Here is a 25,101-nt window from a genome sequence, read left to right as displayed (position 1 = left end):
AATATAGTGATTTTTAATAGGGGAGAAAGAAAATGGAAAAAAGTATTTTGAAAGGCGGTCTTTCAATTATTTCTCAATGTAAAAAAGAAACAAATGATATTTGGCATGCACATTTTGGAGCAGCTGCAATTGCTAGTTATTTTTTTATGAAAGATAATAATATTGATGAAGAAACAGCTCGTAATATGTATTCGCAAACAAGGATGATGCTGAACAAGAAAAAAATTGGTGAGATGATTGATGATAAAAAAGAAATAGATTTTAAAATTGCGGAAAATATGATTATAAAATCTTTAGAACAAACGATTGATGAGCTTCATTGGGTGGGGCATAACGTCATTTATGCGTCATTAAGTTTATTAGCTATGAAAGAGCTACAAAAATGGGGTGATAATCAAGCAATTGAAGGGATTACTACTCTTATTTTATCATTTCGAAAAACAATTCCAGGTAGATCGTGGATTGGTTATACGACGAAAGAAGTAAAACAATTAAGTTTTGAAGAGGAGATACAAAGTGAATTGAGTAATCCAACACAAGTATCTCAGTTCATTTTAAATGAGTTATCGAAATTTAATAGTATTTATCGAGCGGAATCACATCATGATTTAATTGGGCATTTGCTTACATACTCCCACGCAATTAATATAATGTACGATTTAGGACATATAGATATATTTCAACGAGGGATACGTCCGCTGTTAAAACTAGTATACGTACTAAGAGCTAGCCAAAAGCTCAAGCTGAATACGGAAATAACTTTACACTCACCTATAGATCGATTACCTTTAATTCAATCTAAACGTGCAAATATTTTACCAACTGAAAATATATTTTGGATAAAAGACTATAGTGAATTCGATTGGGATTTTGGTCATGTATTTAAATTCTCGTATAGTTATTTTAATCATATACAGAGAGCTCCAAATTATAAAGATATCACATTAGAAAAATTCCGTTATGTTATTCATTCTTAATGAACGTTAATGATCTGTAAAAGGATGTTTAATCTAGTTTCTTTTTTTGTTAGTAGTATATTATTTTTTCAAATATGTAAGATTTTACATGCGTATTTTACTTTTACTAATTATGTAAGTAGGCTATACTGAAATACATACATTTTATTTTTGGAGAGATGTAAAACGACATGGAACTAGCGAAATTGGAAAAAGTAATTGAAATAAAAAAAGAAGAACTTTTATATTTAGTATCGGATTATGGAATTCAACATGAAAAAGTATTGGCATTGAGTCAAGAACTAGACAAATTAATCAATTACTTTATGTTTTTAAAATAAAGAGAACTATGACGGGGTTTGTAAATGTTATAGTTCTTTTTTATTAGGTAATTTGAAAATATATTAAAATATATTGTCTAATTTCTTACAGAATGCGCAACTTGCTAGTCGAATATAAGGACTTTTGGTTATAATAAAAAGGAATTATTAATTGTATCGGTTAGGAGCGCAGCACATATGAAAACAGTTGTTGTTATCGGTGGAGGTATAACGGGACTTTCTACTATGTTTTATTTAGAAAAATTAAAAAAGGATTATAATATCGATTTAAATTTAATTCTTATTGAGAAAGAAGAGTATTTAGGTGGTAAAATCCATAGTGTGGAAGAAAAGGATTTCATTATGGAGTCAGGGGCGGATTCAATCGTTGCTCGTAATGAACACGTTATGCCACTTGTAAAAGATTTAAATTTAGAAGATGAAATGGTATATAATGAAACAGGTATTTCTTACATATATTCTGAAAATATGTTACATCCGATTCCTTCTGATACTATATTTGGGATACCGATGAGCGCCCAGTCGTTGTTTAGCAGTACGCTAGTCTCAACGAAGGGGAAAATCGTAGCTTTAAAAGATTTCATAACGAAAAATAAAGAGTTTACGAAAGATACATCACTTGCTTTATTTTTAGAAAGCTTTTTAGGGAAAGAGTTAGTGGAAAGACAAATTGCTCCTGTGCTTTCAGGTGTATATTCTGGTAAATTGAATGAGCTTACAATGGCATCTACATTACCGTATTTACTGGATTATAAAAATAAGTATGGAAGTATTATTAAAGGTTTTGAAGAGAATAAAAAACAATTTCAATCAGCAGGAAATAAAAAATTCGTATCATTTAAAGGTGGACTATCTACGATAATCAATCGCTTAGAAGAAGTGCTGACTGAAACTGTCGTAAAAAAAGGTGCTATAACGACGGCTGTAAGTAAACAAGAAGATCGATATGAGATTTCTTTTGCAAATCATGAAACAATACAAGCTGATTATGTTGTTTTAGCAGCTCCACATGATATTGCACAAACTTTATTACAGTCTAATGAGTTAAATGAGCAGTTTAATACATTTAAAAACTCATCTCTTATAAGTATTTATTTAGGATTTGACATACTAGATGAACAACTACCAGCTGATGGTACGGGGTTTATTGTAACGGAAAACAGTGATTTACATTGTGATGCTTGTACATGGACAAGTCGAAAGTGGAAACATACTTCGGGTAAACAAAAATTATTAGTTAGAATGTTTTATAAGAGTACCAATCCGGTATATGAAACAATCAAGGATTACAGTGAAGAAGAATTAGTACGAGTCGCTTTATATGATATTGAAAAGAGTCTCGGAATTAAAGGTGAACCAGAAGTAGTTGAAGTTACAAATTGGAAAGATTTAATGCCGAAATATCATTTAGAACATAATCAAGCGGTTCAAGCATTGCAAGAAAAAATGACAAATCTTTATCCAAATGTATATTTAGCTGGTGCCTCATATTACGGTGTTGGAATTGGTGCGTGTATTGGAAATGGAAAGAATATTGCCAATGAAATAATGGCTACATTAAATAAATAATACTGTAGAATAAATAAAAACTGTTCCTTCAGCAAAATGGAGGAACAGTTTTTATTTATTTTATTTGAATGGAAATTGTATTGTTTTTTACATTGTTTTCTTTTATTGTTAATATTATTTCTCCAGACTCTTTAAATGAATACGGTGATAGTTGATAAATATCTTTTATATCAAGTTTTTCTTGTAATTTATTTACCGGTATTGATACGATATTTGGCTTCCATGTTTCTTGTTTTCCTGAAGGATATTCTATAAGTATTACCGGATTTTTTAACTTTATTGTTTTCCAAGAGACGAAATATAGTTGTACTTCTGTATCTTTTTTTAATAATTCTTCGGAGAAATAACCGAATTCGCCTACATTACCGAAAACAGTATAGTTTTGATTTTTTAATTTAATATCTAAATAACTAGGTTGATATGTTACTGCATGATAAGTTCCATATGAAAGTGAGAGTATGGCAGCGATTAAAATACCGATTGAAAATGTCTTAAAGCTATTGCCTTTAAAGCTAGTCATCATGAATGAGTTTGGTGTGAATTTTTTTGCGAATAAAAAATAAGTAATATGAGTAAGAGGGATAAGCCGATGAATATATACATAGATTTTTACACCTCCATAGCGTAAAATGGATTAACTATATTTTACCATAAATGTATGGGCTAGGGTGGTTGTTTAGAAGGAAAAAATGAAGGAACAAATTCTTTACAGTTCTTGATAATTTAAAATTTGATTTATGGAAATTATAGCGTCATGTTTGAGTCGCAATCAGAAGGTATCCAATTCGTGTATATAGAATAAAGAGGGAATGCGCCATTAGAAATGTTTGACTTATGGAACAATAAGGACTTTACTAATTATACATATTTTTTCTGATATAATGAATGAGTAGAGAGAAAGGAGTGATCCTATGGCATTTCCTATATTAGAAACAGAACGCTTACGTTTAGTTGAAATAGAACAATCTTATTGTCAAAAAATATATGAAATCTTTTCATTGGATGAAGTGACGTGTTATTACGGTATGAATTCTTTTACGGAGTTTGGACAAGCTTCACGTATGATCGAATCTTTTTCAAAAAATTACTTTGAGAAAAAGGCAATACGATGGGGAATTGTGTTAAAAGAAACGAACGTTTTAATAGGAACAATTGGACTAAACAATTTACAATTATGGAGTAAACGATCTGAGATTGGATATGATCTGCATCCTCGTTATTGGGGAAATGGTTACGCTTCGGAAGCAGCTCGAGAAATTATTGATTATGGATTTAAAGATTTAGGTTTGTTTAGAATTGGAGCTATTACATATCCTGAAAATGATACTTCTTGTAGAATGTTATCTAAAATTGGCTTCCAAAAGGAAGGTCTATTGCGTGGATATATTCATCAAGGAAATAAGCAACACGATGCATTATTGTATTCTATAGTACGAACTGATATTGAGGACATAAATTTATAATAAAAAAAACCTCTTAATTAAAAGAGGTTTTTTTTATTATAAATTAACCTAATTTAGGTAATAAACGTTCTCCGCTTTTCATGCTACTTTTACATAAAGGGCATTTAGGCTCTTCTTCAAATGAAAAGTTCTTTCTCATCCATCCTAAACAATCCTCTGATTCACATTCCCAAACAGGGGTTTGTTCTGGTGGTACTTCTGCTACATCGTTCTTTCGATTGCGATACATGTAACCACTCCTTTTATGTAAAAAATTTTAGTTATATATTAAAAAGGTTGTTAACCTTGCTGGTAACAACCTTTTTATTGTTTGAATTATAGCTTTACAACGTTTTTAGCTTGAGGTCCGCGGTTACCTTCTTCAACTTCGAAGCTAACTTCTTGACCTTCGTCAAGAGACTTGAAGCCGTCGCCAGTGATAGCTGAGAAGTGAACGAATACGTCGTTACCGTCTGCAACTTCGATGAAACCGAAACCTTTTTCGCTGTTAAACCATTTTACTTTACCTGTTAATGTCATGGTAATGCCTCCTAAAAGTAGAAAAATTACAATATGATCGGCCTTATTTGAATGAAAATAAAAGTTCACATATTATCAAAAATCCATAAGGAGTACAAAATGTCCCTGATTGATACTTGATAATATGCAAAGAAAATATAGTGTTAAATTGACCTTAATTACTATCTTACAACAAATGGTTGGAAATAGCAAGTGCTGGTAATACCACTGAGTAATCTGGGTGATAATAGTAAAGGCACAAAGGCACCTCTTTTATTTATATATTATTCCTAATTTGGATTTATGCAAAATCATGTAAGAAAAACTTAGAGTAAATATTAATATTGTATTTTTTATGGTAAAATATGGTTGTTGGCTGGTAGTAGTTAAATATTATAAAAGGAGAAAAGAAAGTGAAAAATAATTCATTTATAATAATTGAAGCAGCAAAAGCAGGGAGAAAAAAGGTGCATCCAGTCTTTGCTGTAATATTAGCCATTATATTTTTGACTTTAGGTGAACTTTTTATGTTATTTATGTTATTTTTACCAAAAGCTGAAACGATATTCATGAAAGGTATTTATGACAATGTTAGAATGGTGTTAACGTTTGGCGGAGCTATATTTATTTTATTTATATGGGTTCGTTTTGTAGAAAAAAGACCTTTTTCATCCATTGGCTTTTGGAAAGAGAAATGGATGAGAAAGTATTTAAAAGGTGCGTTAATAGGGTTTGTATTTATTTCAACGCCAGTTATTCTACTATTATTAATGGGGAGTGTGAAATTGCAAGTACAACATATTACCTCAACAGTAATAGTAGGAATAGTAGGATCTCTAGTTGCATTTTTAATACAAGGGGCAACGGAAGAAATTATTGTACGAGGTTGGTTATTCCCGGTTCTTTCTGTTAGAAGTCGTATATGGGTTGGGATTGTTGTGACGTCTTTCTTATTTGGTTTTCTTCATTTACTTAATCCAGGTATTACAATTCTTTCAATATCGAATATAATATTAGTTGGTGTATTTGCAGCTTTTTACGTTTTAAAAGACAGTAGTCTGTGGGGGATTTGCGCATGGCATTCCATTTGGAATTGGGCACAATATAACGTCTACGGTTTTGCAGTTAGCGGGATGACCATATATTCAACTCCGCTATTTAAACCTGCAACAAATGGCCCTGAATTCCTTCATGGAGGCACGTTCGGAATTGAAGGTAGTATCATTACAACAATCATGCTCACTATCGCTTCAATTGTTTTATGGAGAAAGTTATGGGGAAGAAAAGCGAACCAACGAAATTTTAGTTAATGAAAGAGGGGGAAACTATGGGGATAATAGCATTTGAGGGAGCAAGCGCTGTTGGTAAAAGTACCACGTGCCGTGAATTAGAAAAGAATTATGGTGCTTATATAATAGCTGAAGTGAATTCTTTATTTGAAAGGCCAAAAAATGAACATAGAACATGGTATTTTGAAAAACAAGTTGAGCGCTGGAATATAGCTGTTCAGAAGTCAGAGCAATATGAATTAGTAATACTCGATGGGGATATATATCAACCACTTAGTTATAATTGGTGCTTTCATTTTGATATATTTAATCAGCCATTATCTTTAATAGAAAATTTTTATAAAGAAAAGATGATAAATAGGGAAATTGGTTTTCCGGATCAATATTTTTATTTATATACGAACGATGAAGAACTTAGAAAGCGGAAAGTATCTGATGAGACGAAAAGAAGAAGAAACTTTGAAAAACATTTACATATATCAAAATCGTTTCAGCGTTATTATGAAAATTTAAATACTGTTACAGATGGGTATTGTAAATTAATTGAGGCGAAAAGTGTAAGAAATAATGAATTAGAAATAGTGAGAAACTCAAAAAATTTGAACGTGTGTGAAGAAAGACGTTTTGATGTTTCGAGGTTAGATGCGATTACGAAGTGGTTAAAAGAAAATCGTGCATAAAGTAAAAACAACGAGTGTTGTAGAACGCGCTCGTTGTTTTTTTGTTTCTTTATAAATATAAAGGGAAAATTTGTAGAATATTTTCATTATTTAACAGAATAATCTTTCAATTTTAAAGGAAAAGAAATACAATATGAGCAAGTATATATAAATAATATGATAGGGGATGCGATATTTTGAATGAAGTAACAGTTTTTATATAAGAAATAATTAGGTAGTCAGAACAGAGATATTTGGGAGGAAACAAGTGAGATGAAAACATTTTTGAAAATAATAGGTGTTATAGCTGGTATGGCGGTAATCGGAGTAGGTTTAACATATGGTATGCTGCATTATTTAAATAATAGTAAACCAACTGCGAAAAAGGCATCACCAGCTGCTCCAGCAGTAGAAGTATTAGCTGATAGTAACGTAAAAGCAGAAGATGCAAAGCTTTTAGAGAATGGCAATTATTCATTGCCAAATAGTGGTTTTAATAAAAATTTTAAATGGACAGATGAGAACATACAGACAGCATTACATGAAATGGCACATCAAAAAGCGAAAGCTGATCAAAAGTGGGGCTATATTTTTATTACACAAGAGCGGATTGAAAGCTTAATTGATATTGTAAAGAGTAATGATCTTGTGCAGGGAAGTACATATGTAGAAATTTTAGAACGATGGAAACAAGGGAAATATGAAAAGGTTGATGGGGATCACAATAAGATTTGGAAATTACAAAGTGGGAATTTAGGAGAAGGAAAAGGAGTAATGTCGGAAGCTGAGCAAAAAGAATTAATTAATCAATTGTTTATGAACAAAGGTACATATTCAGGTAGTAAATTAATTGCAGGTGGCGGACAGACTAATAAATAATATACTAATTAATGTAAGAGAGTAATTGCTTATTAGGCAATTACTCTTTTTAAATGTACTTCTTAATATCTTAATCTCGTTCAAGTAAGGAAAGAAACGACTGTAACACCGGGGAAATCCATCTAGATTTATGATAGATTACATGACTTTGAATAACTGTTGGAGTTTCGATAGGCTGAAAACATAGTTGTTCTTTTTGACAACTTTCTTGTACAACGATATAAGGAAGAATTGAAATGCCTAACTCACACATAACGGATTGTTTAATGACTTCAACATTGGAAGTTTCAAATGTTTTATCTGGAATATTCCCGCTTTGACGTAAAAAACGATCTACCATTGGCCTATAGCCGCAGCTTTGTTCTGTAAAAATGAACTGGGTGTCCTGTAATAACTGGAATGGATTTGTATGCGCAGAGGAATAAGCTGGTAAAATCCATCCAAATGTTTCATTACTAAAAGTACGCGTAATAAAATCATTATGTTCTATACTTTCTCCAATTATAAAGACAACGTCTGTTTCTCCTTCACGTAATTTTTGTAATGCTTGTTCATTTGTGTTCGTTTCAAGCATGATATTTACTTTCGGATTTTTCTGTTTATAAGTACGTAATAATTGTGGTAATCGGTATACCGCTAATGATTCATTAGATGTAATACTTAATGTACCTTCTAAATAATCTGTATTTTGGGGGATTTCTTGCGCTTTTTCATATATTGAAAGTAATTCTAATGCATAAGGATGAAATTGATGACCGGCTTTTGTAAGTAGCACTTTTTTCCCTAACCGATCGAAAAGAGGAATATGTAAATCGTTCTCTAAAGCTTTCATATGTGCTGTAACAGTAGATTGCGCATAACCTAGCGCGTGCGCAGCTTTAGAAAAATTACCATACTTCACAATGGCGCAAAATGTTTTAACATGTCTCATTTCCATAAGCGATCCCTCTTTTATTATCATGATTTGTGAATGATTATATCATGTATTTTAATTTTCCAAATGATTAAATTCTGTATAAAATGAAATTGTAGAAATATTCATTCAGGTGATATTGGAGGAGAAAAGATGATCAAAAAGGGCTATCATGTAGCTGTTGTTGGGGCTACAGGTGCGGTAGGGCAAAAAATTATTGAACTTGTTAGAGAATGAAATGAAGTTTAATATAGTTGAAGTTACATTGCTTTCGTCAAAACGATCCGCTGGTAAGAAAGTAAGATTCAAAGGACGAGAGATAATTATACAAGAGGCAAAAACAACTAGCTTTGAAGGTGTAGATATTGCCTTTTTTAGCGCTGGGGGAGAAGTATCTAGACAATTTGTAACTCATGCAGTTTCTAGTGGTGCGATTGTAATTGATAACACAAGTGAGTACCGAATGGCACAAGGTGTACCGCTCGTTGTTCCGGAAGTGAATGCGCACACTTTAAAACAGCATAAAGGTATCATTGCAGTTCCAAATTGTTCAGCACTACAGATGGTAACAGCACTTCAGCCGATTCGAAAATCATTTGGTTTAGAAAGAATTATCGTTTCAACATATCAAGCTGTATCGGGTTCTGGCATTCATGCGATTCATGAATTACGAGAGCAGGCTAAGTCTATACTTGCAGGTGAAGAAGTGAAGAGTGATATATTACCGGTGAAAAAAGATAAAAAACATTATCCAATAGCATTTAATGTACTGCCTCAAGTAGATATATTTACAGACAATGATTTTACTTTTGAAGAAGTCAAAATGATTCAAGAAACGAAGAAAATATTAGAAGATGAAAACTTGAAAATGGCAGCTACTTGTGTACGTGTTCCAGTTGTATCGGGGCATTCAGAATCGGTTTATATAGAACTGGAAAAAGAAGCAAGCGTTGCGGAAATCAAGGGAATACTAATGGATGCACCAGGTGTTATTTTGCAGGATAACCCTAGTGAACAGCTGTATCCAATGCCATTATATGCAGAAGGGAAAATAGATACATTTGTCGGAAGAATACGTAAAGATCCTGATACGCCAAACGGATTCCACCTCTGGATTGTTTCCGATAACCTATTAAAAGGTGCGGCTTGGAATTCAGTTCAAATTGCAGAGACTTTAGTGGAAAAGGGGATACTTTAATATAGTTTAAAAAACTGGGGAATCGTTAATGACTCCCCAGTTTGTATTTCATAATTGTTTTCTTTATTTCGGCCGACTTTAATTAAAATTAGTCGTTATTGAATTTTTATAAATGTCTACTTTATGTGCAGTGAAGCGTAAGGTTTTGGATTCTGCATGAATTGTAAGATTAATAATAATCGATAACGGCATTTCGACCGTTTTCACAATATCTTCTATAGCAATATACTCATTTTTTGCTTCCTTATAATAAACAACAGAACGAATTACGGCCTCGTCACCTTCAATATCAATTTCACACATCATAGGGAATTTTTCACCATTATGTAAGAATAATTCGCCTAGTACGATTGAACCGTTTAATTCTTCTGTAAAATTAGTAGTTGCCGCTGGTTTTACCCATGTTTCGTCATGTTCTTCGTTTTCCTCTTCATCTATTACCCATTCCCAAATGGGGTTTTGTTTTAGGTCCTCAATAGTTAATTTATCAATTGGTTTGCAACTACTCATACATAAATTCTCCTTTTATTTTGATAAATAAGTTTTTTGATTTCATGAATTAGATGATTGCTTATAAGTGGGTTTAACAAAGTATTTTGCTCATTTGATATCCAAACTACTTTATTTTGAAATAAAGCTATTACAGCAATATTAACAAAACTTTAATTGTCTAGTAAATAATTATTAGTGGAGATATTAAAATGGGATGGTGTTAAAGAAAGATAGTAAAAAACATCAAGGATGAATGAAATCCATTTGGTACGATATGGATATATCCAATGTGAGGGGGAGTTTGATGTATCAAGTAAAGGGGAATTTTTCATCATTAAAAGGAAGTTATTATGAGATTGGAAAGCAACAAGGGGAATTCGTGAAACAAAATCCGTATCTCATCCCGCAATTTATACACGAAGAAAATGTAATATCTAATAACCATTGGACAGAATCGAGAAATATACTAAACAAACATTGTCCAGGCATAAATGAAGAAATTGAGGGGTTTTGTGAAGTGTTAAAAATTCCTTCAAAAAATATGATGTATTACTATCAAACACTATTGAAAGCAGGTTGTAGTCATTGTGCAGTATTACCTAAAAAGACCGATTTAGAGCACACATATGTATTAAGGAATTATGATTTGTCACCAGTAATAGATGATATGCGTTTTTGTTCAACTCATGTTGAAGGTGCGTATGCACATAGTGGCTTTTCTACTCAATATTTTGGCCGAACGGAAGGGGTTAACGAGCATGGATTAGCTGTTACATTTTCAGCATGTGGTCAACCAGTAGGAAATATTGCAGGTTTAAGAAAGCCAATGGTGAGTGGTTTACAATGTTTTGCGGTAATTCGATTGTTGTTGGAGAAATGTAAAAATGTGCAGGAAGCTAAGTTACTAATAGAAGAAATCCCAATTGCTAGTAATATTAATTTAATAATAGCTGATCCTTTAAATGCAGCATATATTGAAATATTGGACGGTCATAAATCCACAATAACGATTGATGATGAAAAACAAGCTTTTATTGTATCAACAAACCATGCAGTTAGTTCATCAATTCAGAAATTAAATAATAGGAAATTAGAACAATCAACAAAGAGATATTACCTTTTACATGAGCATTTAAATAGATGTGAACAAGTAAGCATAGAGTCTTTAAAAAAGTTAGTAGAAGAAGAATATCCTGCTGGACTTACTGTGCATAACTATGAAGAATGGTTTGGAACTTTACATTCTGTATTATTCGATTTACATGATCGTACAATGAAGATTTGTTTCGGATCACCACTTTTAAACGACTGGTATTCATTGAAAGTTGGAGGAAGTATGCCGTTTTCTGAGGTGAACGTGAACTTTAAAAATAAAACTTATACTGACTTTTGGAAGGAAGATAAGAATGAATTGATACCTAAAAGATAAATGGGATAAGATGGTGATGTAAAGAGTGCATTTACACTGGAGGGATTACCAATGCTGAAAGTTATGTTACCATTTGTCCTTATCTTTTTTCTTATTATTGCGATGTATATTGCTTATCAAAAGAGAAAAAAATCTGGGATAAAAGGATTGAAAAGTGCGTTAACTTCTATTTGCTTCTTTTCACTTGCAATCTTAAATATGTTTGCATATTGGTTTCATTTTGGCGGTGCTTTTACTTGGTTATTTTCAATTGTATTATTGCTAGTTGGTGCATATTTTACAAAATATATTCCAATATCTAAAAAGGTACATTAAAGTTTATAAGAGTTAAATATAATGTTTACTTTGTTTTGAAAAGAGATTATTCTACTAGATCGTTGTGAAACGGTTTCATAGGATAATCTCTTTTGTTTAGTTTTGGAAAGAACGTACTGTGATTTTTAGTTGCTCAATAAATTTTCGAGTTGCAGCACACATATATTTATCTTTTCTATAAATTAGCCCTATTTCAATTGTTGGAGTAGGGGTTTCTATTTTAATAGATTGAATGTTTTTATTTTGTAAAAAGTCTATATATGGTTTGGGTAACACTGTAATTCCCATTCCTTTGGAAACCATTTGGATTAAAGATTCCATCGTACTAATTTCTAAAATTGGCCTTGGTTTAAAGTTGAATTTTTGACAATGAGATGTAATTAGTTCGGTTAAAAAGAAATTTTTAGGTAAAAGAATTAAAGGGTAGTTCTGTAATTCAGCAATAGATACATGATTACGTTCAGCTAATCGATGACCAGTGGGCACGACTAATGTAAGATCGCTTTTGTATAGAGGGATGGAGATAATCTCTTTATCTTGCACCGGGAGAAATGTAATTCCAATATCTAGTTCGTTTTGTAATAATTTTTCACGAATATCTCCTGTACGAAGCCCTAATACAGAAAGCTCTATATTGGGATATAAATTATTAAAATTTAAAATAGCTGGTGGTAGTAAATAATTTACGACGGTTAACAAAGCCCCTATTGTTAAGGAACCTTGCTGTAATCCGTTTAGGTCTTGAATAGCTGAACGAGCTTGTTCGACTTCATGAAAAATGGTTTTACTATGTGATAATAAAATCTTCCCTGCTTCAGTTAAAGATATTTTTTTACCAATTCGATCGAAAAGTGGCATTCCTACTTCATGCTCTAATGCACGTATTTGTTGACTTAGAGAAGGCTGTGAAATATTTAATTTCTCAGCTGCTTTTGTGAAATGTAATTCTTTTGAAACAGCTAAAAAGTATTCAAGTTGTCGTAATTCGATTGGAATCACCTCAAGTATAATAATAGGTTATACCTATCATTATTATATAAATAATTGAATTGAACAATGATTTTAGAGATTTTATAATCATCTTTATATAACAGAGAGGTTTGTAAAAATTAATCGAGAGAAAATACATGTAACACCTGTAAAGGAGGAAATAGAATGGCTAATGAATATCAATTATTATCTTTAAATATAGGATTACCAAAAGAGGTTACATACGGCGGAAAGGTAATTCATACAGGCATAAATAAGAAACAAGTAAAAGAACCGGTATATTTATCCTTTGTAAAATTTAATGGGGATGGACAAGCTGACTTAGTTCATCATGGAGGAGTAGATAAAGCAGTTTGTGTTTATACTGGTGATCACTATCCATACTGGGAAAAAGAATTGAATCAAGATCTTGTATATGGGGCTTTCGGAGAAAATATAACAGTTAGTGGTATGCGCGAAGAGGATGTTTGTATTGGTGATACGTTTGAGCTAGGACAGGCAATCGTACAGGTAACACAGCCAAGGCAACCTTGTTTTAAATTAGCAAAAAAATATAATATTCCAAAGTTACCACTATATTTTCAAGAAACAGGATATACAGGATTTTATTTTCGTGTATTAAAAGAAGGATGGGTATCATCAGTCGATACCTTAAAAAAACTACAGTCTGATCCAAAAGGTGTTTCAGTAGCGTTTGCTAATCGTATCATGCATAAGGAAAAACAAAATATTGAAGGGGTAAAAAGGATATTAGAAGTAAATGCACTTTCATGTAGTTGGAGAAAGTCTTTTGAAAAGCGTATAAGTGGAGAAGAAATTAATACGAAGGAAAGACTTGAAGGGATAAAAGAATAAAAATATTTTATTATAAATAGTGTATTTCTATTAGTAAAAGCTAATTAGAAAGCGCTATTTTTATATAATAAACTAATTAATATCCAGAAATCTTAATATCGTTTTATTCGACTTATTTTCAAATAGTCAAAACATAAAATTAATTAGACTTTTTTTTTATGTTTTGTGATAGTATATTGATTGGTAAGACCTCTATTTTTAAGAGTAGGTCATATAAGTATATCTAATTTAATGGAATTTAACATTTGGAGGTACAACATGGGGAATGTTGAAAAATTGGCAAGTCTTCTAATAGAAGAACCGAAAAGAGAGCAGTTATTTCCTTTATTTGAAGAAGTGTTTGGAATTACAACTCAAACATTGAATGATTTTTCGGATAAAGGATATTGGGATGATACATATAAAGCTTTATCATTTTTACAAGAAGATAAAGTGATTGCAAATGTTGCGGCATTTTCACTCCCATTATTAATTAATGGTGAAAAAATAAATGCGGCGGGTATTCAATCAGTAATGACACACCCTAATTTCCGTAGACAAGGGCTAATGACACAATTAATGGGTAAAATGATAGAAGAAATCGATAAGAAATGTGAATGTGCATTATTGTTTACGGAAAAACCTGAACTATATACAGCATTTGGATTTAAAGTTGTGCAGGAATATTTGATGACTATACCATATGATAAAAATATTAATAATAACGATTCACTACTTAAAAAGTTAGATTACTATAATATAGAGAATAGACAGTTAATACATGAAACTATTGATAGTAGCCAAAGACTTTCAAATAGTTTTTCAACTTTAAACTTCCATCCTTCATTTTATTTGAATATGTATGATTCGGAATGGAATGAGAAATTGTATTATTCAGAGAAACTAGATGCTTTAATCGTTTATGAGGTAGACAATGAAAAGTTGAAATTATTTGGAGTATTTGCGCCAGTAATTCCGGTTTTAGATGAATTATGTGGAGAAATCAATGAAAGGTTTACTGAAATCGAATTTTATTTTTCTCCGGATCAATTAGGGGTTGAGGATGTACAGTTTACAGAATTACAGTCTAGCAAGTATTTAATGGTGCGAAGTGATAAAGAGTTAGATTTTAAAGGTTATAAATTCCCAGTATTGGCGGAGTTTTAAATGTCTATATAAATGCTTTATTATGGAGGAGCTATGAATATATCGTATATACCAGAACGTATTGAGCAACTCACTATAATGAATGTACCTGATTACTATAAAATTAATGATAATCATGCGTTTATTGTCCGTTCGAAAGCAGAAACTGATTTTTGGCTAAAAACACATTATGGTTTTGAAGTAATGAATGGTCATGTGTTTTATAATGAGATGATGACAGACTTTCAAGCTGAAGTTCAGTTACGTATGAATCCAAATTCAAAATTCGATCAAGCAGGTCTTTTTGTTATGATTTCGGAGAACTGTTGGCTAAAAACATCTTTAGAATATATCCCCGAAGGGCCATCTCACTTAGGTGCTGTCGTAACGAATAATGGATATTCTGATTGGTCAACGCAAGATTATCCAACTGAAGCAGCTAAGCAACAACTTCGTTTTCGAATTATTCGAAAACGCGGTGATTATACAATATATGTGAAAAAGAGCCATCAATGGGAACAAATAAGAATCGCTCATTTAATGGAGGATATAGGAAATGAGCCTGTTAAAATAGGTTTTTACACGTGTAGTCCTTCTAAAAATAAGGGATTTGAGACTGAGTTTTTACATTTTACAATTGAAGAAATATAGATGAAAAACCGTATTCTTTTCATTAAGAATGCGGTTTTTGTATTTATATAATATAAAGCACATTTATTGACTAGAAAGTCATTAATACTTATCATTTAATAATGTTAAATATTAATTTACATAATATAATAGAAGTAATAAAGAAATTACAAAATATATAGCTTAAATAAGGAAGGATATGAATTATTCAGTGGTAATTTCATGGGAAAAGGAGATTATGTATGAAATCATTTCGTAAGTTATTACAGTATTTAAAACCATACATGTTCTTCGCTATTATTGGGCCGCTATTTATGGTACTTGAGGTTGCGATGGACTTAATTCAACCGACTATTATGCAACATATCATTGATGTTGGGATTGCAAATCGGGATTTAAATTATGTAATAAAAATGGGGATTCTTATGATAGGAGCAGCAGCACTCGGTTTAGTTGGAGGGCTTGGGTGTATGATGTATTCTACAAAAGCAGCTGTTAATTTCGCTACAGACATACGAAAAGATGTGTTTGCGAAAATAGAAACATTTTCTAGTAATAATCGGGACTCATTTGGAACAGGTAAATTATTAACGATCGTGACAAATGATATCACTTCCATTCAATCGGCAATGACGATGACATTACGTGTTCTCGTTCGTGGTCCACTGTTATTTATCGGAAGTATAATTATTGTTTTTGTAACAGCGCGAGAGTTATTTCCAATATTACTTGTAGTTGTTCCGATTTTATTACTTGCGATTATTTTAATTGCAAGTAAAGCAAGTGGTACATTTAAAAAGGTGCAAGAGGCATTAGACAAAGTGAATACAAAGCTACAAGAAAATTTATCTGGTGTGCGTGTTATAAAAGCGTATGTAAGACAAAAATACGAAATCGCTCAATTTGGAAATGTAAATACAAATTTAACGAAGATAAATATTCGAGCTGTGCAACTTATTTCTTTAATGATGCCAATCATTATGCTAGTTGTAAGTGGCGGGATTGTCGCAACATTATGGATTGGTGGAGAAAAAGTATTCGATGGAACGCTTCAAGTAGGAGCGATTTTGGCATTTATTAATTATTTGAATATCATTTTAATGTCACTTATGTCGATTAGCATGGTATTTATTCAAATTGCGCGAGCTTTTCCATCTGCGGATCGTGTACAGCAAGTGTTAAATACCGAGGTTGATATTATAAGCGAAGCGAATGCGATCGAACCTGAGAAAATTGAAGGAAATATCGAATTTAAAAATGTTAGTTATAGCTATACGAAAAATAATGAATACGTTTTAAAAGATATTTCGTTTAGCATACAAAAAGGTGAAAAAGTAGGGATTATTGGATCAACTGGAAGTGGTAAATCTACCTTAGCGAAACTGTTACCACGTCTATATGATGTGGATCATGGTGAAATATGTATAGATGGAATAGATGTTAAAAAATATGATTTGCAAAAACTCCGTGCTTCAATAGGGTTTGTACCTCAGAAGGCGTTGTTGTTCTCAGGCAGTATAGAAGAAAATTTACGTTATGGTAAAGAAGATGCAACACATGACGAGCTGGAAGTAGCAGCTGCATCAGCTTGTGCGACTGAGTTTATCAATAAGCTGGAAGAATCTTATCAATATAATTTAACACAAGGCGCGACAAATCTATCAGGTGGACAAAAACAACGTGTATCAATTGCAAGGGCACTTGTGAGAAAACCACCGATTCTCATATTAGATGATTCTACATCAGCAGTTGATGCAAAATCAGAGGCTACTATTCAAATAGCTTTAAAAACAAAATATAAAGGCACAACAACTTTATTAATTGCGTCTAAAATTTCTTCCATAATGGATGCGGATAAAATACTTGTATTAGATAATGGTGAATTAGTTGGCAATGGTACACATGAACAATTGTTAGAACAAAGTGAGGTTTATCAGGAAATTTATCTTTCCCAAGGTGGTAATTTGGATAAAGAAGGTGGGGAAGAACATGCGTAATTTTCAAGGGCAATTTGCTAATAAAGGTGGACGAAACACCCCAAAGATGGGAAAAGCTAAAAATGCTCAAGGAACTGTAATGCGGGTATGGAACTATATGGGCTATCAAAAAGCTGCTCTTATGTTTGTTATATTTCTAGTCGTTGTTACTACATTACTTGGATTATTAGGTCCCTATTTTATGGGAGTCATTATAGATCAATATATTGTACCGAAAGATTTAAGTGGTACAGCAAGAATGTGTATGTTACTTATCGCGATTTATGGTGTAACTGTACTTTTAACATGGTTACAAACGTTTGTCATGATTAACGTTGCATTAAAAACAATTCAAAAAATACGACAAGATATTTTTGAGAAAATCCAAACGCTTTCTTTACGGTTCTTTGATGTGCGTTCTCAAGGTGATTTAATGAGCCGTGTGACAAATGATATAGATAATTTGAATCAAGCCTTGACACAAAGCGTTGTACAAATTATTTCATCAGCATTAACTTTTATAGGTGTAACGATTGCAATGTTCGCCTTAAATTGGATTTTAGCAATTGTAACTTTAATTACAGTACCTATTATGTTTTACGTTACAAAAAAACTAGTTGCATATAGTGGTAAAAACTTTGCGAAGCGTCAAAAAGATTTAGGTGAATTAAATGGATTTATTGAGGAAGCAATTACAGGTGCGGATGTTACAACGTTGTACGGAAAAGAAAAAGAAACTGTACAAAATTTCAATAAAATTAATGAACAGCTAAGAGTTTCAGCTACGAAGGCTGATACATTTTCAGCTTTTATTTTTCCAAGTATGAACTTTATTAATAATTTAGGTATGGGCCTTGTCATTGGGACTGGATCAGTTATGGTCTTAAACGGAATGACAACAGTAGGAGTTATTGCGGCTTTTATTAATTATTCTCGTCAATTCTCAAGACCGCTAAGTCAATTTGCGACTTTAATGAATACAATTCAAGCGGCAGTTGCTGGTGGAGAACGTGTTTTTGAAATTATGGATGAGGTACCAGAAATTCAAAATAAAAAAGACGCATTCGTTGTACAAAATTTACAAGGGCATGTTGCACTTGAGAATGTTTCATTTGGCTACGCAGAAAATAAAACGATTTTAAAAGAAGTGAGTCTTAAAGCGCAGCCAGGAGAGACAATTGCTTTAGTTGGTCCGACTGGATCAGGGAAAACAACAATCATTAATTTGTTAACTCGCTTTTACGATATACAGCAAGGACAAATTCATATTGATGGAAAAGATATAAAAGATTATGATATTAATTCTTTACGAAGTAAAATAGGAGTAGTTTTACAGGATACGTATTTATTTGCTGGTTCGATTATGGATAATATCCGTTATGGACGCTTAGATGCTACTGATGAAGAAGTTATCACTGCAGCTAAGGCAGCATCTGCACATTCTTTTATTAAGCATTTGCCAAATCAATATGAAACAGAAATTACTTCAGAAGGATCGAATTTAAGTCAAGGACAAAAACAACTTCTAGCGATTGCACGAGCAATTTTAGCAGATGCAGATATATTAATTCTCGATGAAGCGACATCAAATATTGATACAAGAACAGAATTACAAATACAAGCAGGACTAAATAATTTAATGAGAGGTCGCACAAGTTTTGTGATCGCTCATCGACTTAAAACAATTGAAAAAGCAGATCAAATTCTTGTTATAAAAGATGGAAATATTTTAGAAAGAGGGAATCATGAATCTCTCATGGAAGATAGAGGGTTTTATTTTGATTTGTATACGAGTCAGTTTAAAATATAGTAAAAGCATTGATATGTTGCGGTTTCTCTTGAGAGGAGAAACCGCATTTTTTATATTTGCAAATATTACTATCCAAATGGTCTTTCACTACATATTTTAACAGCATCCACCTGCATTCCAGGCAAAACATGTGAATAGCGATTTAATGTTATGAACATATCTTTATAACTGAAGTGTTCACTTACAGTCTTTGGATGTATACCTTGTTTCAAAAGTAGCGTAGCATGTGTATAATAACGTAAATCATAAAATCGAACTTTAAAAATCGGAGTTTAAATAAAAAGAGCGCTGTTAAAAGCGCTCTGAGACAAACCATACATTTAGAGAGGAATCAAGATAATATATGGATATTGTGTGAGGATGTTGTAGGTTTTAATGAAAAATAAAGCACACATATAAGTGTGCTTTTATGAACGCTTTAGATTTGTATGACTATATAGTCAACATACAATAAAATATGCTTGTTTGATATAAATGTGTGTCAAATCTATAAAAATATTTTTTAGTGTGTATAAGGAACATTAAATGTTAGTTAGCCAAGTCTTTTGTTTTTATCCCGCATTAACGGGCAACCCAATTGGTGAGGGCTAATAATTATGGGGGGATGAACTAAAACCCAATGATTAAAGTTTCACTTTATTAACGAATTTGTGCAACTGTTAACGCTGCAGAACGAATATCTACTGTACCTATTACTTCAACGGGGACAATTTGAATTAAATCACCTGGGTTTAAGTTAATTAGAATGACGCCACTTGATACATCGACTTCACCAGTTCCAATAATATTAGAACGGACTGCGGTTCCGGATCCTGCAATAACATTAGTCGATGAATTTAATGTCAAGAAAAAGCGTGCTGCTTCTGGGGCTACTGGAACGTTATCAAGACTAATCGTTAATGTATAGCTAATTTGATAAATACCAGCTACCTGAATTTTAATACCAGTTCCAGTACTAATTGTATCATTGATTACAGGGACAGTAATGTTAGGATTTGGGCCTGTACTAGGTAATAGTAGTGGTGTAAATAATGTTGCAAATTGAGGTGAAGTAGCATTGAATGCAAAACCTAGGGCAGGTAGTGTACTAGGTGCTTGTGCTTCACAATTAAAATTAGCAAATTTACGAATGGATGAGCGCATATTTTCACTCCTTTCTTGTATTTAGATTTTGTGAGTATTAACTTCACATTTTGGACAAGCATAATACAATATATGAAAATTTATAGTAGATAGTGCATAAGCGTTACTATTACGAATAAGGCAATGAATAATAATAAATACTATATGGAAAAAGCAGTTAGGTAACTGCTTAGTAGGTTCTCCAAGAGCAAATAGGCGCAAAATTATTGCACTCTCAAAAAGATCACTATAGATAAGTGCTCTTTTTGAGAGTGAGTATAAATTTCTATCATTCTATCTAGTATTTGCACTGTATTATGTAGTTGCTACTAAAATTGATGTGAATTTTTAAAATTAGAGGTTTCTTTTAATGAAACCTCTAAAAAGACAACTAAATTTACGTTATAGTAAATTCAATTGCGATAGGAGTGCCTCCATCTAGGACTGCTCCTCCTACAATAGTAGCAGCTGTAGTAGTCACACCAGTAATAGTATCACCTGTTTGAATAACACCATTAATATAAAGTGTTAAAAAGGCATAAGAAGCAGGGAATGTTGTTACAGCACCAGTGTCATCAGTGAAGTCTGTGTTAGCAAAAGTTAAATCTGCACCAGCAGCAGTTCCTGTTGCTGCTGTACTTACAAATCGTCTTCCTGCTATAAAAGGTTTAACGATAGGCATTTATATTCACCCCTTTTTGAGAATTAACTTAGACAAGTTTTTTGAAAGTTTTGTCCTGTATCGTATATTATGCTGTGCTTCTACTAAGAGATACGGCTTGTATACTAGGAAAAAAGTATAATTCTTATGTGTTTATTAGATGTCGTATAAATTTAAACAAAATAATCCTTTTAAAGTAAAGCAAACAGAATATAATCCGGCTAGAAAACTAGAGGGCACTGATTCATTAAAGCAGTTTTAGGAATAAGTGTCCTTTTTATTTTGAAAAGGGAGATGGGAGAATGAAGGCGTTAAAGGATCAGTTACGTGGATGGAAAAAGCAATCCAAGCAAGGAAAGAAGAAAAACAAGAAAAAACAAAAGAGAAGTTAGGCACTCGTGAAATTGAGGATTTAATGGGGATACATAGACCTTGTTACGAGCGTAGACGTGGAGCATTAAGACAAAAGTAATTAAAAAATAAAAAGGAGTGGTCTTGCATGACTAAACAATTATCTTTCTTACCAAAAATCGATAGAGTAGCAACGCAGAAAAAATTAGAAGGTGTTCTCGAAAATGTACGTTTATATAGACAGTTTGGAATGATGCGTGAAGAAATGAAAGTCACTCCTTCTTATGAAATTAGATATCACGGACCTACAAATGATGTAGGAAAGCCATTAGAAGATGTAGCGATGGCTAATATCCAACAAAGTAAAAGAGAAGAGTGGATTAAGCAAACATCATTTTGTATTGACCAGTTTCTTAGTCGTTTGGGTAATGGACGTGTAGGAAAGGATCAAAGAGACATCATCATTAAGCGTTATTTAGAAGATGAAGATGTATGTGATTATATGATATATAACGAAATCGGCATGAGCGAGCGTACTTATCGACGTGTTAAGGCAAGAGTATTTTATAAACTTGCTTTTGCTCTTAGATTAGAAGTTTATGAGACTGAAGAAACTGGAGGTAATGAATAATGAATTTTGTTCAGCCAATACGTGATCTAGAGCAGATACAGCAACTAAAAGATTATTTTAAAGAAAAGAGCTTACGTAATTACATTCTCTTCATTATGGGGATTAATACAGGTCTTAGAATCTCGGATATTTTGAAACTAAAGGTAGGAGATGTCAAAGGTAGTCATATATCTATGAGAGAAAAGAAAACAGGAAAACAGAAACGAATACAAATTACTGCAGCACTGAAAAGAGAACTTAAATAGTTTATTGAAGAAAGAGAAGATAATGAGTACCTATTACAAAGTAGACAAGGTAGGAATCGTCCGATTGGTCGTAGCATGGCATATAAGATATTAAGCGGAGCAGCGGCAGAGTTTGGATTAGATGAAATCGGAACGCATACCCTAAGAAAGACGTACGGGTACCATATGTACATGCAAACAAAAAACATAGCATTACTCATGGAGATATTCAATCACTCGTCAGAGAAGGTCACGTTACGTTATATAGGTGTAAATCAAGATGCAATGGATAAAGCAATGACTAGGTTTAAAATCTAATCATTGCTTATTTCTTTTTTTATTTAGGGGTATCGCACATACCTATCAACTTAAGAATTTTATAACACCCCAAAACAAAAAATGTACATTTTTACATGAAGATGTCAATTTTCTTGTTTTTGGGGAAATCTGTACTGTTAAGTTAATGGACATGGGGTATACAGCCAATGTACTAACATAAAACCCACGCTAAGGAAAAGAAAACTTAATATAAAAGGATTCCTTGTGTAATAAAAAGGATTACGATTAATAATGTTACAGTGATTACATAACAAATTCTACTTTATAAAAAAGCAGGAAAGTTAAAAGCTCCAGTTACTCTATGCTACAATCGATCCATCTTGAGTAAGAGAAGTAATTTTTAGATAATTAGCTATATTATTTGTTAATTAAAAATACATAATATTGTATATTTATAACTTAAAAGGAGGGATATTCTTGGAGATAAAATTTGCTAAGGTATCAGATGCACAGACTATACACAACTTAATGATTAAGGCGTTTATGGAATATAAAGACGAAGTACCACCTTCAAGTGCTTTGGAGGAAACTGCACAGTCCCTTTTAAGTGCTTTAAAAAACGATGAGCAGGCTTTAATAAGTTATGTTGATAATCAGCCAGTTGGAATGGTTCGTTTTCAATTAAAAGAAGAGGGTTTATATTTTTATAGACTTTCAGTAGTTCCAGAAAAACAGGGTTTTGGTATTGCGAAAAAAATATTAAGATTTTTAGAAGAATTCGCAATAAAAAAAGGAGTGGCTATGATATTTTGCAAAGTTCGTATGACTGTGCCTAAAAATATAAAGTTATATAGTTCAATTGGTTATGAAATCTATAATGAGGAAGTTGTAAATAAACCAAACGGCATAAATATAAAAGTTGTTTCTATGATAAAAAATCTCAAATAGGGGTCACTATATATGCCCATCAACTTAAGAGATTTTAATACTCCTAATTACAAAAAAACGTTATTCTTTCTAAACAAGCTAGATTAGAAAGAATGACGTTTTCATATAAATCTTTCGATTAAAGATGAACTACAACCATTTGTGGAAGAATTACAGCGATATGTTACACCTGTATTTTTAGAAGAACTAGCAAGAGAAATATTTGCGTTTTTTGATGTAGAAGACGGTGTTGATGAAGCTGTACTTGTTCCAATTTCATTAAGAGAAGCTGAGCGTTTAATCTGTAGAGGAGCAAGACGATGTACAGTTATTAATAGATAAGAGTAAGCCTTTTGGGAGCTAAAGAGGTTTCATTTTGTGTAGCTTCTTTTAAGAATAATGATGTAAATATGAATATCCTCTAGAGTACTTAACTGGAGGATATTTTTGTAGACTTCTAGATGTATTAACTACCAATAATCAATAATTATGTAAATCAGCTTTCCATATGGGAAGCTGATTTTATTTTTCCGCATAGCGTAGGTTATTTTGCAAAATGCTGGAGGTATCCCTATACAGTTACTCATAATTTTTGTACTGTGTAACTCAAAAGGGAAAATTAAATGAAATCAATGATACCAAGGGATTCAGTGAAGGGGTCAGTTACACACAATATAAGATATGGGTAATTCATAGAGAACTTGAAATAATATATTAATTACTTAATGAAAATAGTATGGATTAAGACAATAATGATTTTGAATTGCTAAATTAGAGTAAGAAGATATAAAAGATTGAGTTTAAATAGAAAACTTTAAAACTATTAATCTGTATGTAACGATTAACAAATTGGATAACGGCATTTTTATCAAAAATGGAAAAGTTGATATAAAAGCACATAACCGTTTACGGCCCAATACATATAGTGTCAGTGTAGTGATAAGCAAGTACAAAGTGATTGCAATGAAAAAAGTCATTTTTATATTAACTTGTTTTCATTACAAGCAGCATTAATAGAACTTCTGTTAGAATTATGAAATTTACCTTTATATAGGATAGGGGGGAGTATCTTGGCTACAGGAAAAGGGTATGGCTATGGTTATGGTTGTGGCGGTGGATTTGCATTACTAGTCGTGTTGTTTATTTTGCTTATTATCGTTGGTGCTGCTTGTTTTTGTTAGTTTATAAAGTTTATTTTTTCTAGAAGGGAGAAGTGTATCTTGGCTGCAGAAAAAGGGTATGGTTATGGTTGTGGCGGCGGATTTGCATTACTAGTCGTGTTGTTTATTTTGCTTATTATCGTTGGTGCTGCTTGTTTTTGTTAGTTTATAAAGTTTATTTTTTCTAGAAAGGAGGAGAGTATCTTGGCTGCAGAAAAAGGATATGGACATGGTTGTGGTTTTGGCGGCGGATTTGCATTACTAGTCGTGTTGTTTATTTTGCTTATTATTGTTGGTGCAAGCTGTTGGGGTGGGGGATATGGTGCTTAAGTAAATCCTATTCTAAGATTAAACTGTGG

General features: G+C 32.2%; 28 protein-coding genes and 3 pseudogenes. 23 read left to right on the top strand and 8 right to left on the bottom strand.

Going from position 1 to position 25,101, the window contains the following annotated elements:
- Positions 1–32: 32 nt before the first annotated feature.
- From ACTFO4_RS18425 to ACTFO4_RS18415, 3 genes are all read left to right on the top strand, one after another.
- The gene (locus ACTFO4_RS18425) at positions 33–977 is read left to right on the top strand and encodes a hypothetical protein (protein WP_000415694.1); all 945 of its coding nucleotides are present in this window, start codon (positions 33–35) and stop codon (positions 975–977) included.
- A gap of 170 nt (positions 978–1,147) precedes the next feature.
- Positions 1,148–1,297, top strand: coding sequence for an aspartyl-phosphate phosphatase Spo0E family protein (locus ACTFO4_RS18420; protein WP_000417698.1), 150 nt, complete (start codon positions 1,148–1,150; stop codon positions 1,295–1,297).
- Between the two features lie 177 nt (positions 1,298–1,474).
- Positions 1,475–2,866 carry a protoporphyrinogen oxidase gene (locus ACTFO4_RS18415; protein WP_326235646.1) on the top strand — a complete coding sequence of 464 codons (1,392 nt, stop codon included), beginning with the start codon at positions 1,475–1,477 and terminating at the stop codon, positions 2,864–2,866.
- Between the two features lie 55 nt (positions 2,867–2,921).
- Here the strand turns inward: ACTFO4_RS18415 and ACTFO4_RS18410 are convergent.
- Positions 2,922–3,469, bottom strand: a pseudogene (locus ACTFO4_RS18410) (hypothetical protein).
- A 308-nt stretch (positions 3,470–3,777) separates the two neighbouring features.
- Between ACTFO4_RS18410 and ACTFO4_RS18405 the strand changes: the two are divergent.
- Positions 3,778–4,329: a GNAT family N-acetyltransferase gene (locus tag ACTFO4_RS18405; protein ID WP_000885396.1), complete on the top strand. Its 552-nt coding sequence runs from the start codon at positions 3,778–3,780 to the stop codon at positions 4,327–4,329.
- 43 nt (positions 4,330–4,372) lie between these two features.
- Here ACTFO4_RS18405 and ACTFO4_RS18400 read toward each other — a convergent pair whose 3' ends face one another.
- Together ACTFO4_RS18400 and cspD are read right to left on the bottom strand one after the other, a co-directional pair.
- Positions 4,373–4,558: a cold-shock protein gene (locus ACTFO4_RS18400; RefSeq protein WP_000286203.1), complete on the bottom strand. Its 186-nt coding sequence runs from the start codon at positions 4,556–4,558 to the stop codon at positions 4,373–4,375.
- Between the two features lie 86 nt (positions 4,559–4,644).
- Positions 4,645–4,848: a cold-shock protein CspD gene (gene cspD, locus ACTFO4_RS18395; protein ID WP_000176366.1), complete on the bottom strand. Its 204-nt coding sequence runs from the start codon at positions 4,846–4,848 to the stop codon at positions 4,645–4,647.
- 392 nt (positions 4,849–5,240) lie between these two features.
- Here cspD and ACTFO4_RS18390 point away from each other — a divergent pair, with 392 nt between their 5' ends.
- The 3 genes from ACTFO4_RS18390 to ACTFO4_RS18380 all read left to right on the top strand — a co-directional run bounded on the left by ACTFO4_RS18390 (position 5,241) and on the right by ACTFO4_RS18380 (position 7,654).
- Positions 5,241–6,137, top strand: coding sequence for a CPBP family intramembrane glutamic endopeptidase (locus tag ACTFO4_RS18390; protein WP_061457178.1), 897 nt, complete (start codon positions 5,241–5,243; stop codon positions 6,135–6,137).
- Entirely contained in the window at positions 6,137–6,796 is a 660-nt protein-coding gene (locus tag ACTFO4_RS18385; protein WP_031312342.1) for an AAA family ATPase, read from the top strand. The genes ACTFO4_RS18390 and ACTFO4_RS18385 overlap by 1 nt, the downstream gene beginning before the upstream one ends.
- Positions 6,797–7,048: 252 nt before the next feature.
- Entirely contained in the window at positions 7,049–7,654 is a 606-nt protein-coding gene (locus ACTFO4_RS18380) for a PRK06770 family protein (protein WP_017674077.1), read from the top strand.
- Positions 7,655–7,724: 70 nt separating this feature from the next.
- On the opposite strand, the gene ACTFO4_RS18375 is transcribed toward ACTFO4_RS18380, so the two are convergent.
- Positions 7,725–8,591 (bottom strand): LysR family transcriptional regulator, encoded by an 867-nt coding sequence (locus ACTFO4_RS18375; RefSeq protein WP_098584005.1) that lies wholly within the window; start codon positions 8,589–8,591, stop codon positions 7,725–7,727.
- A gap of 129 nt (positions 8,592–8,720) precedes the next feature.
- On the opposite strand from ACTFO4_RS18375, the pseudogene ACTFO4_RS18370 reads away from it, so the two are divergent.
- Positions 8,721–9,765, top strand: a pseudogene (locus ACTFO4_RS18370) (aspartate-semialdehyde dehydrogenase).
- Between the two features lie 78 nt (positions 9,766–9,843).
- On the opposite strand, the gene ACTFO4_RS18365 reads toward ACTFO4_RS18370, so the two are convergent.
- On the bottom strand, positions 9,844–10,275 hold the full coding sequence (locus tag ACTFO4_RS18365; RefSeq protein ID WP_017674076.1) for a hypothetical protein: 432 nt from the start codon (positions 10,273–10,275) through the stop codon (positions 9,844–9,846).
- 286 nt (positions 10,276–10,561) lie between these two features.
- On the opposite strand from ACTFO4_RS18365, the gene ACTFO4_RS18360 reads away from it, so the two are divergent.
- Together ACTFO4_RS18360 and ACTFO4_RS18355 are read left to right on the top strand one after the other, a co-directional pair.
- Positions 10,562–11,686 (top strand): C45 family peptidase, encoded by a 1,125-nt coding sequence (locus tag ACTFO4_RS18360; RefSeq protein WP_017674075.1) that lies wholly within the window; start codon positions 10,562–10,564, stop codon positions 11,684–11,686.
- Positions 11,687–11,737: 51 nt separating this feature from the next.
- The gene (locus ACTFO4_RS18355; RefSeq protein WP_016122487.1) at positions 11,738–12,001 is read left to right on the top strand and encodes a hypothetical protein; all 264 of its coding nucleotides are present in this window, start codon (positions 11,738–11,740) and stop codon (positions 11,999–12,001) included.
- A gap of 96 nt (positions 12,002–12,097) precedes the next feature.
- Here the strand turns inward: ACTFO4_RS18355 and ACTFO4_RS18350 are convergent, their stop codons facing one another.
- Positions 12,098–13,000 (bottom strand): LysR family transcriptional regulator, encoded by a 903-nt coding sequence (locus tag ACTFO4_RS18350; protein ID WP_000612236.1) that lies wholly within the window; start codon positions 12,998–13,000, stop codon positions 12,098–12,100.
- Positions 13,001–13,156: 156 nt separating this feature from the next.
- Between ACTFO4_RS18350 and ACTFO4_RS18345 the strand changes: the two genes are divergently transcribed.
- The 5 genes from ACTFO4_RS18345 (at position 13,157) to ACTFO4_RS18325 (ending at position 19,387) form a co-directional block, all read left to right on the top strand.
- Positions 13,157–13,846, top strand: coding sequence for an MOSC domain-containing protein (locus ACTFO4_RS18345; RefSeq protein WP_001262997.1), 690 nt, complete (start codon positions 13,157–13,159; stop codon positions 13,844–13,846).
- A gap of 258 nt (positions 13,847–14,104) precedes the next feature.
- The gene (locus tag ACTFO4_RS18340) at positions 14,105–14,992 is read left to right on the top strand and encodes a GNAT family N-acetyltransferase (RefSeq protein WP_017674074.1); all 888 of its coding nucleotides are present in this window, start codon (positions 14,105–14,107) and stop codon (positions 14,990–14,992) included.
- A gap of 33 nt (positions 14,993–15,025) precedes the next feature.
- Complete coding sequence (locus ACTFO4_RS18335) at positions 15,026–15,622, top strand: DUF1349 domain-containing protein (RefSeq protein ID WP_017674073.1); 597 nt, start codon at positions 15,026–15,028, stop codon at positions 15,620–15,622.
- 221 nt (positions 15,623–15,843) lie between these two features.
- Positions 15,844–17,598 carry an ABC transporter ATP-binding protein gene (locus ACTFO4_RS18330; protein ID WP_440014045.1) on the top strand — a complete coding sequence of 585 codons (1,755 nt, stop codon included), beginning with the start codon at positions 15,844–15,846 and terminating at the stop codon, positions 17,596–17,598.
- Entirely contained in the window at positions 17,591–19,387 is a 1,797-nt protein-coding gene (locus ACTFO4_RS18325) for an ABC transporter ATP-binding protein (protein ID WP_063220080.1), read from the top strand. The genes ACTFO4_RS18330 and ACTFO4_RS18325 overlap by 8 nt, the downstream gene beginning before the upstream one ends.
- Before the next feature lie 639 nt (positions 19,388–20,026).
- Here the strand turns inward: ACTFO4_RS18325 and exsF are convergent.
- Positions 20,027–20,530 (bottom strand): exosporium protein ExsF, encoded by a 504-nt coding sequence (gene exsF, locus ACTFO4_RS18320; RefSeq protein WP_001257877.1) that lies wholly within the window; start codon positions 20,528–20,530, stop codon positions 20,027–20,029.
- Between the two features lie 376 nt (positions 20,531–20,906).
- Positions 20,907–21,191, bottom strand: coding sequence for a DUF4183 domain-containing protein (locus ACTFO4_RS18315; RefSeq protein ID WP_001123247.1), 285 nt, complete (start codon positions 21,189–21,191; stop codon positions 20,907–20,909).
- 310 nt (positions 21,192–21,501) lie between these two features.
- On the opposite strand from ACTFO4_RS18315, the gene ACTFO4_RS18310 reads away from it, so the two are divergent.
- From ACTFO4_RS18310 to ACTFO4_RS18275, 8 genes and pseudogenes are all read left to right on the top strand, one after another.
- Entirely contained in the window at positions 21,502–21,642 is a 141-nt protein-coding gene (locus tag ACTFO4_RS18310) for a hypothetical protein (protein WP_170879407.1), read from the top strand.
- Positions 21,643–21,669: 27 nt separating this feature from the next.
- On the top strand, positions 21,670–22,152 hold the full coding sequence (locus tag ACTFO4_RS18305) for an ArpU family phage packaging/lysis transcriptional regulator (protein ID WP_061457184.1): 483 nt from the start codon (positions 21,670–21,672) through the stop codon (positions 22,150–22,152).
- A pseudogene (locus tag ACTFO4_RS18300) lies at positions 22,152–22,694 on the top strand (site-specific integrase). Before ACTFO4_RS18305 ends, ACTFO4_RS18300 begins: the two are co-directional and overlap by 1 nt.
- Before the next feature lie 438 nt (positions 22,695–23,132).
- Positions 23,133–23,603 (top strand): GNAT family N-acetyltransferase, encoded by a 471-nt coding sequence (locus tag ACTFO4_RS18295; RefSeq protein WP_061457186.1) that lies wholly within the window; start codon positions 23,133–23,135, stop codon positions 23,601–23,603.
- Between the two features lie 141 nt (positions 23,604–23,744).
- Positions 23,745–23,924, top strand: coding sequence for a hypothetical protein (locus tag ACTFO4_RS18290; protein WP_017674070.1), 180 nt, complete (start codon positions 23,745–23,747; stop codon positions 23,922–23,924).
- Positions 23,925–24,652: 728 nt separating this feature from the next.
- Complete coding sequence (locus ACTFO4_RS18285; protein ID WP_017674069.1) at positions 24,653–24,763, top strand: YjcZ family sporulation protein; 111 nt, start codon at positions 24,653–24,655, stop codon at positions 24,761–24,763.
- A 39-nt stretch (positions 24,764–24,802) separates the two neighbouring features.
- Entirely contained in the window at positions 24,803–24,907 is a 105-nt protein-coding gene (locus tag ACTFO4_RS18280; RefSeq protein ID WP_153016481.1) for a YjcZ family sporulation protein, read from the top strand.
- A 39-nt stretch (positions 24,908–24,946) separates the two neighbouring features.
- On the top strand, positions 24,947–25,072 hold the full coding sequence (locus ACTFO4_RS18275) for a YjcZ family sporulation protein (protein ID WP_153016482.1): 126 nt from the start codon (positions 24,947–24,949) through the stop codon (positions 25,070–25,072).
- Positions 25,073–25,101: the final 29 nt, after the last annotated feature.

Source organism: Bacillus cereus group sp. MYBKT14-1, assembly GCF_051915185.1.
Classification (GTDB): Bacteria; Bacillota; Bacilli; order Bacillales; family Bacillaceae_G; genus Bacillus_A; species Bacillus_A cereus.
The sequence above is the reverse complement of the archived record's forward strand: the minus strand, read 5'-3'. Positions and strand labels throughout refer to the sequence as shown.

Excerpts from the sequence above, each read along its gene's own strand:
- ACTFO4_RS18340 (WP_017674074.1), top strand. The coding sequence starts at position 14,105 with ATGGGGAATGTTGAAAAATTGGCAAGTCTTCTAATAGAAGAACCGAAA.
- ACTFO4_RS18365 (WP_017674076.1), bottom strand. The coding sequence starts at position 10,275 with ATGAGTAGTTGCAAACCAATTGATAAATTAACTATTGAGGACCTAAAA.
- ACTFO4_RS18405 (WP_000885396.1), top strand. The coding sequence starts at position 3,778 with ATGGCATTTCCTATATTAGAAACAGAACGCTTACGTTTAGTTGAAATA.
- ACTFO4_RS18325 (WP_063220080.1), top strand. The coding sequence starts at position 17,591 with ATGCGTAATTTTCAAGGGCAATTTGCTAATAAAGGTGGACGAAACACC.
- ACTFO4_RS18305 (WP_061457184.1), top strand. The coding sequence starts at position 21,670 with ATGACTAAACAATTATCTTTCTTACCAAAAATCGATAGAGTAGCAACG.
- ACTFO4_RS18380 (WP_017674077.1), top strand. The coding sequence starts at position 7,049 with ATGAAAACATTTTTGAAAATAATAGGTGTTATAGCTGGTATGGCGGTA.
- ACTFO4_RS18345 (WP_001262997.1), top strand. The coding sequence starts at position 13,157 with ATGGCTAATGAATATCAATTATTATCTTTAAATATAGGATTACCAAAA.
- cspD (WP_000176366.1), bottom strand. The coding sequence starts at position 4,848 with ATGACATTAACAGGTAAAGTAAAATGGTTTAACAGCGAAAAAGGTTTC.
- exsF (WP_001257877.1), bottom strand. The coding sequence starts at position 20,530 with ATGCGCTCATCCATTCGTAAATTTGCTAATTTTAATTGTGAAGCACAA.
- ACTFO4_RS18375 (WP_098584005.1), bottom strand. The coding sequence starts at position 8,591 with ATGGAAATGAGACATGTTAAAACATTTTGCGCCATTGTGAAGTATGGT.
- ACTFO4_RS18330 (WP_440014045.1), top strand. The coding sequence starts at position 15,844 with ATGAAATCATTTCGTAAGTTATTACAGTATTTAAAACCATACATGTTC.
- ACTFO4_RS18310 (WP_170879407.1), top strand. The coding sequence starts at position 21,502 with ATGGAAAAAGCAATCCAAGCAAGGAAAGAAGAAAAACAAGAAAAAACA.
- ACTFO4_RS18415 (WP_326235646.1), top strand. The coding sequence starts at position 1,475 with ATGAAAACAGTTGTTGTTATCGGTGGAGGTATAACGGGACTTTCTACT.
- ACTFO4_RS18335 (WP_017674073.1), top strand. The coding sequence starts at position 15,026 with ATGAATATATCGTATATACCAGAACGTATTGAGCAACTCACTATAATG.
- ACTFO4_RS18425 (WP_000415694.1), top strand. The coding sequence starts at position 33 with ATGGAAAAAAGTATTTTGAAAGGCGGTCTTTCAATTATTTCTCAATGT.
- ACTFO4_RS18385 (WP_031312342.1), top strand. The coding sequence starts at position 6,137 with ATGAAAGAGGGGGAAACTATGGGGATAATAGCATTTGAGGGAGCAAGC.
- ACTFO4_RS18355 (WP_016122487.1), top strand. The coding sequence starts at position 11,738 with ATGCTGAAAGTTATGTTACCATTTGTCCTTATCTTTTTTCTTATTATT.
- ACTFO4_RS18420 (WP_000417698.1), top strand. The coding sequence starts at position 1,148 with ATGGAACTAGCGAAATTGGAAAAAGTAATTGAAATAAAAAAAGAAGAA.
- ACTFO4_RS18360 (WP_017674075.1), top strand. The coding sequence starts at position 10,562 with ATGTATCAAGTAAAGGGGAATTTTTCATCATTAAAAGGAAGTTATTAT.
- ACTFO4_RS18400 (WP_000286203.1), bottom strand. The coding sequence starts at position 4,558 with ATGTATCGCAATCGAAAGAACGATGTAGCAGAAGTACCACCAGAACAA.
- ACTFO4_RS18315 (WP_001123247.1), bottom strand. The coding sequence starts at position 21,191 with ATGCCTATCGTTAAACCTTTTATAGCAGGAAGACGATTTGTAAGTACA.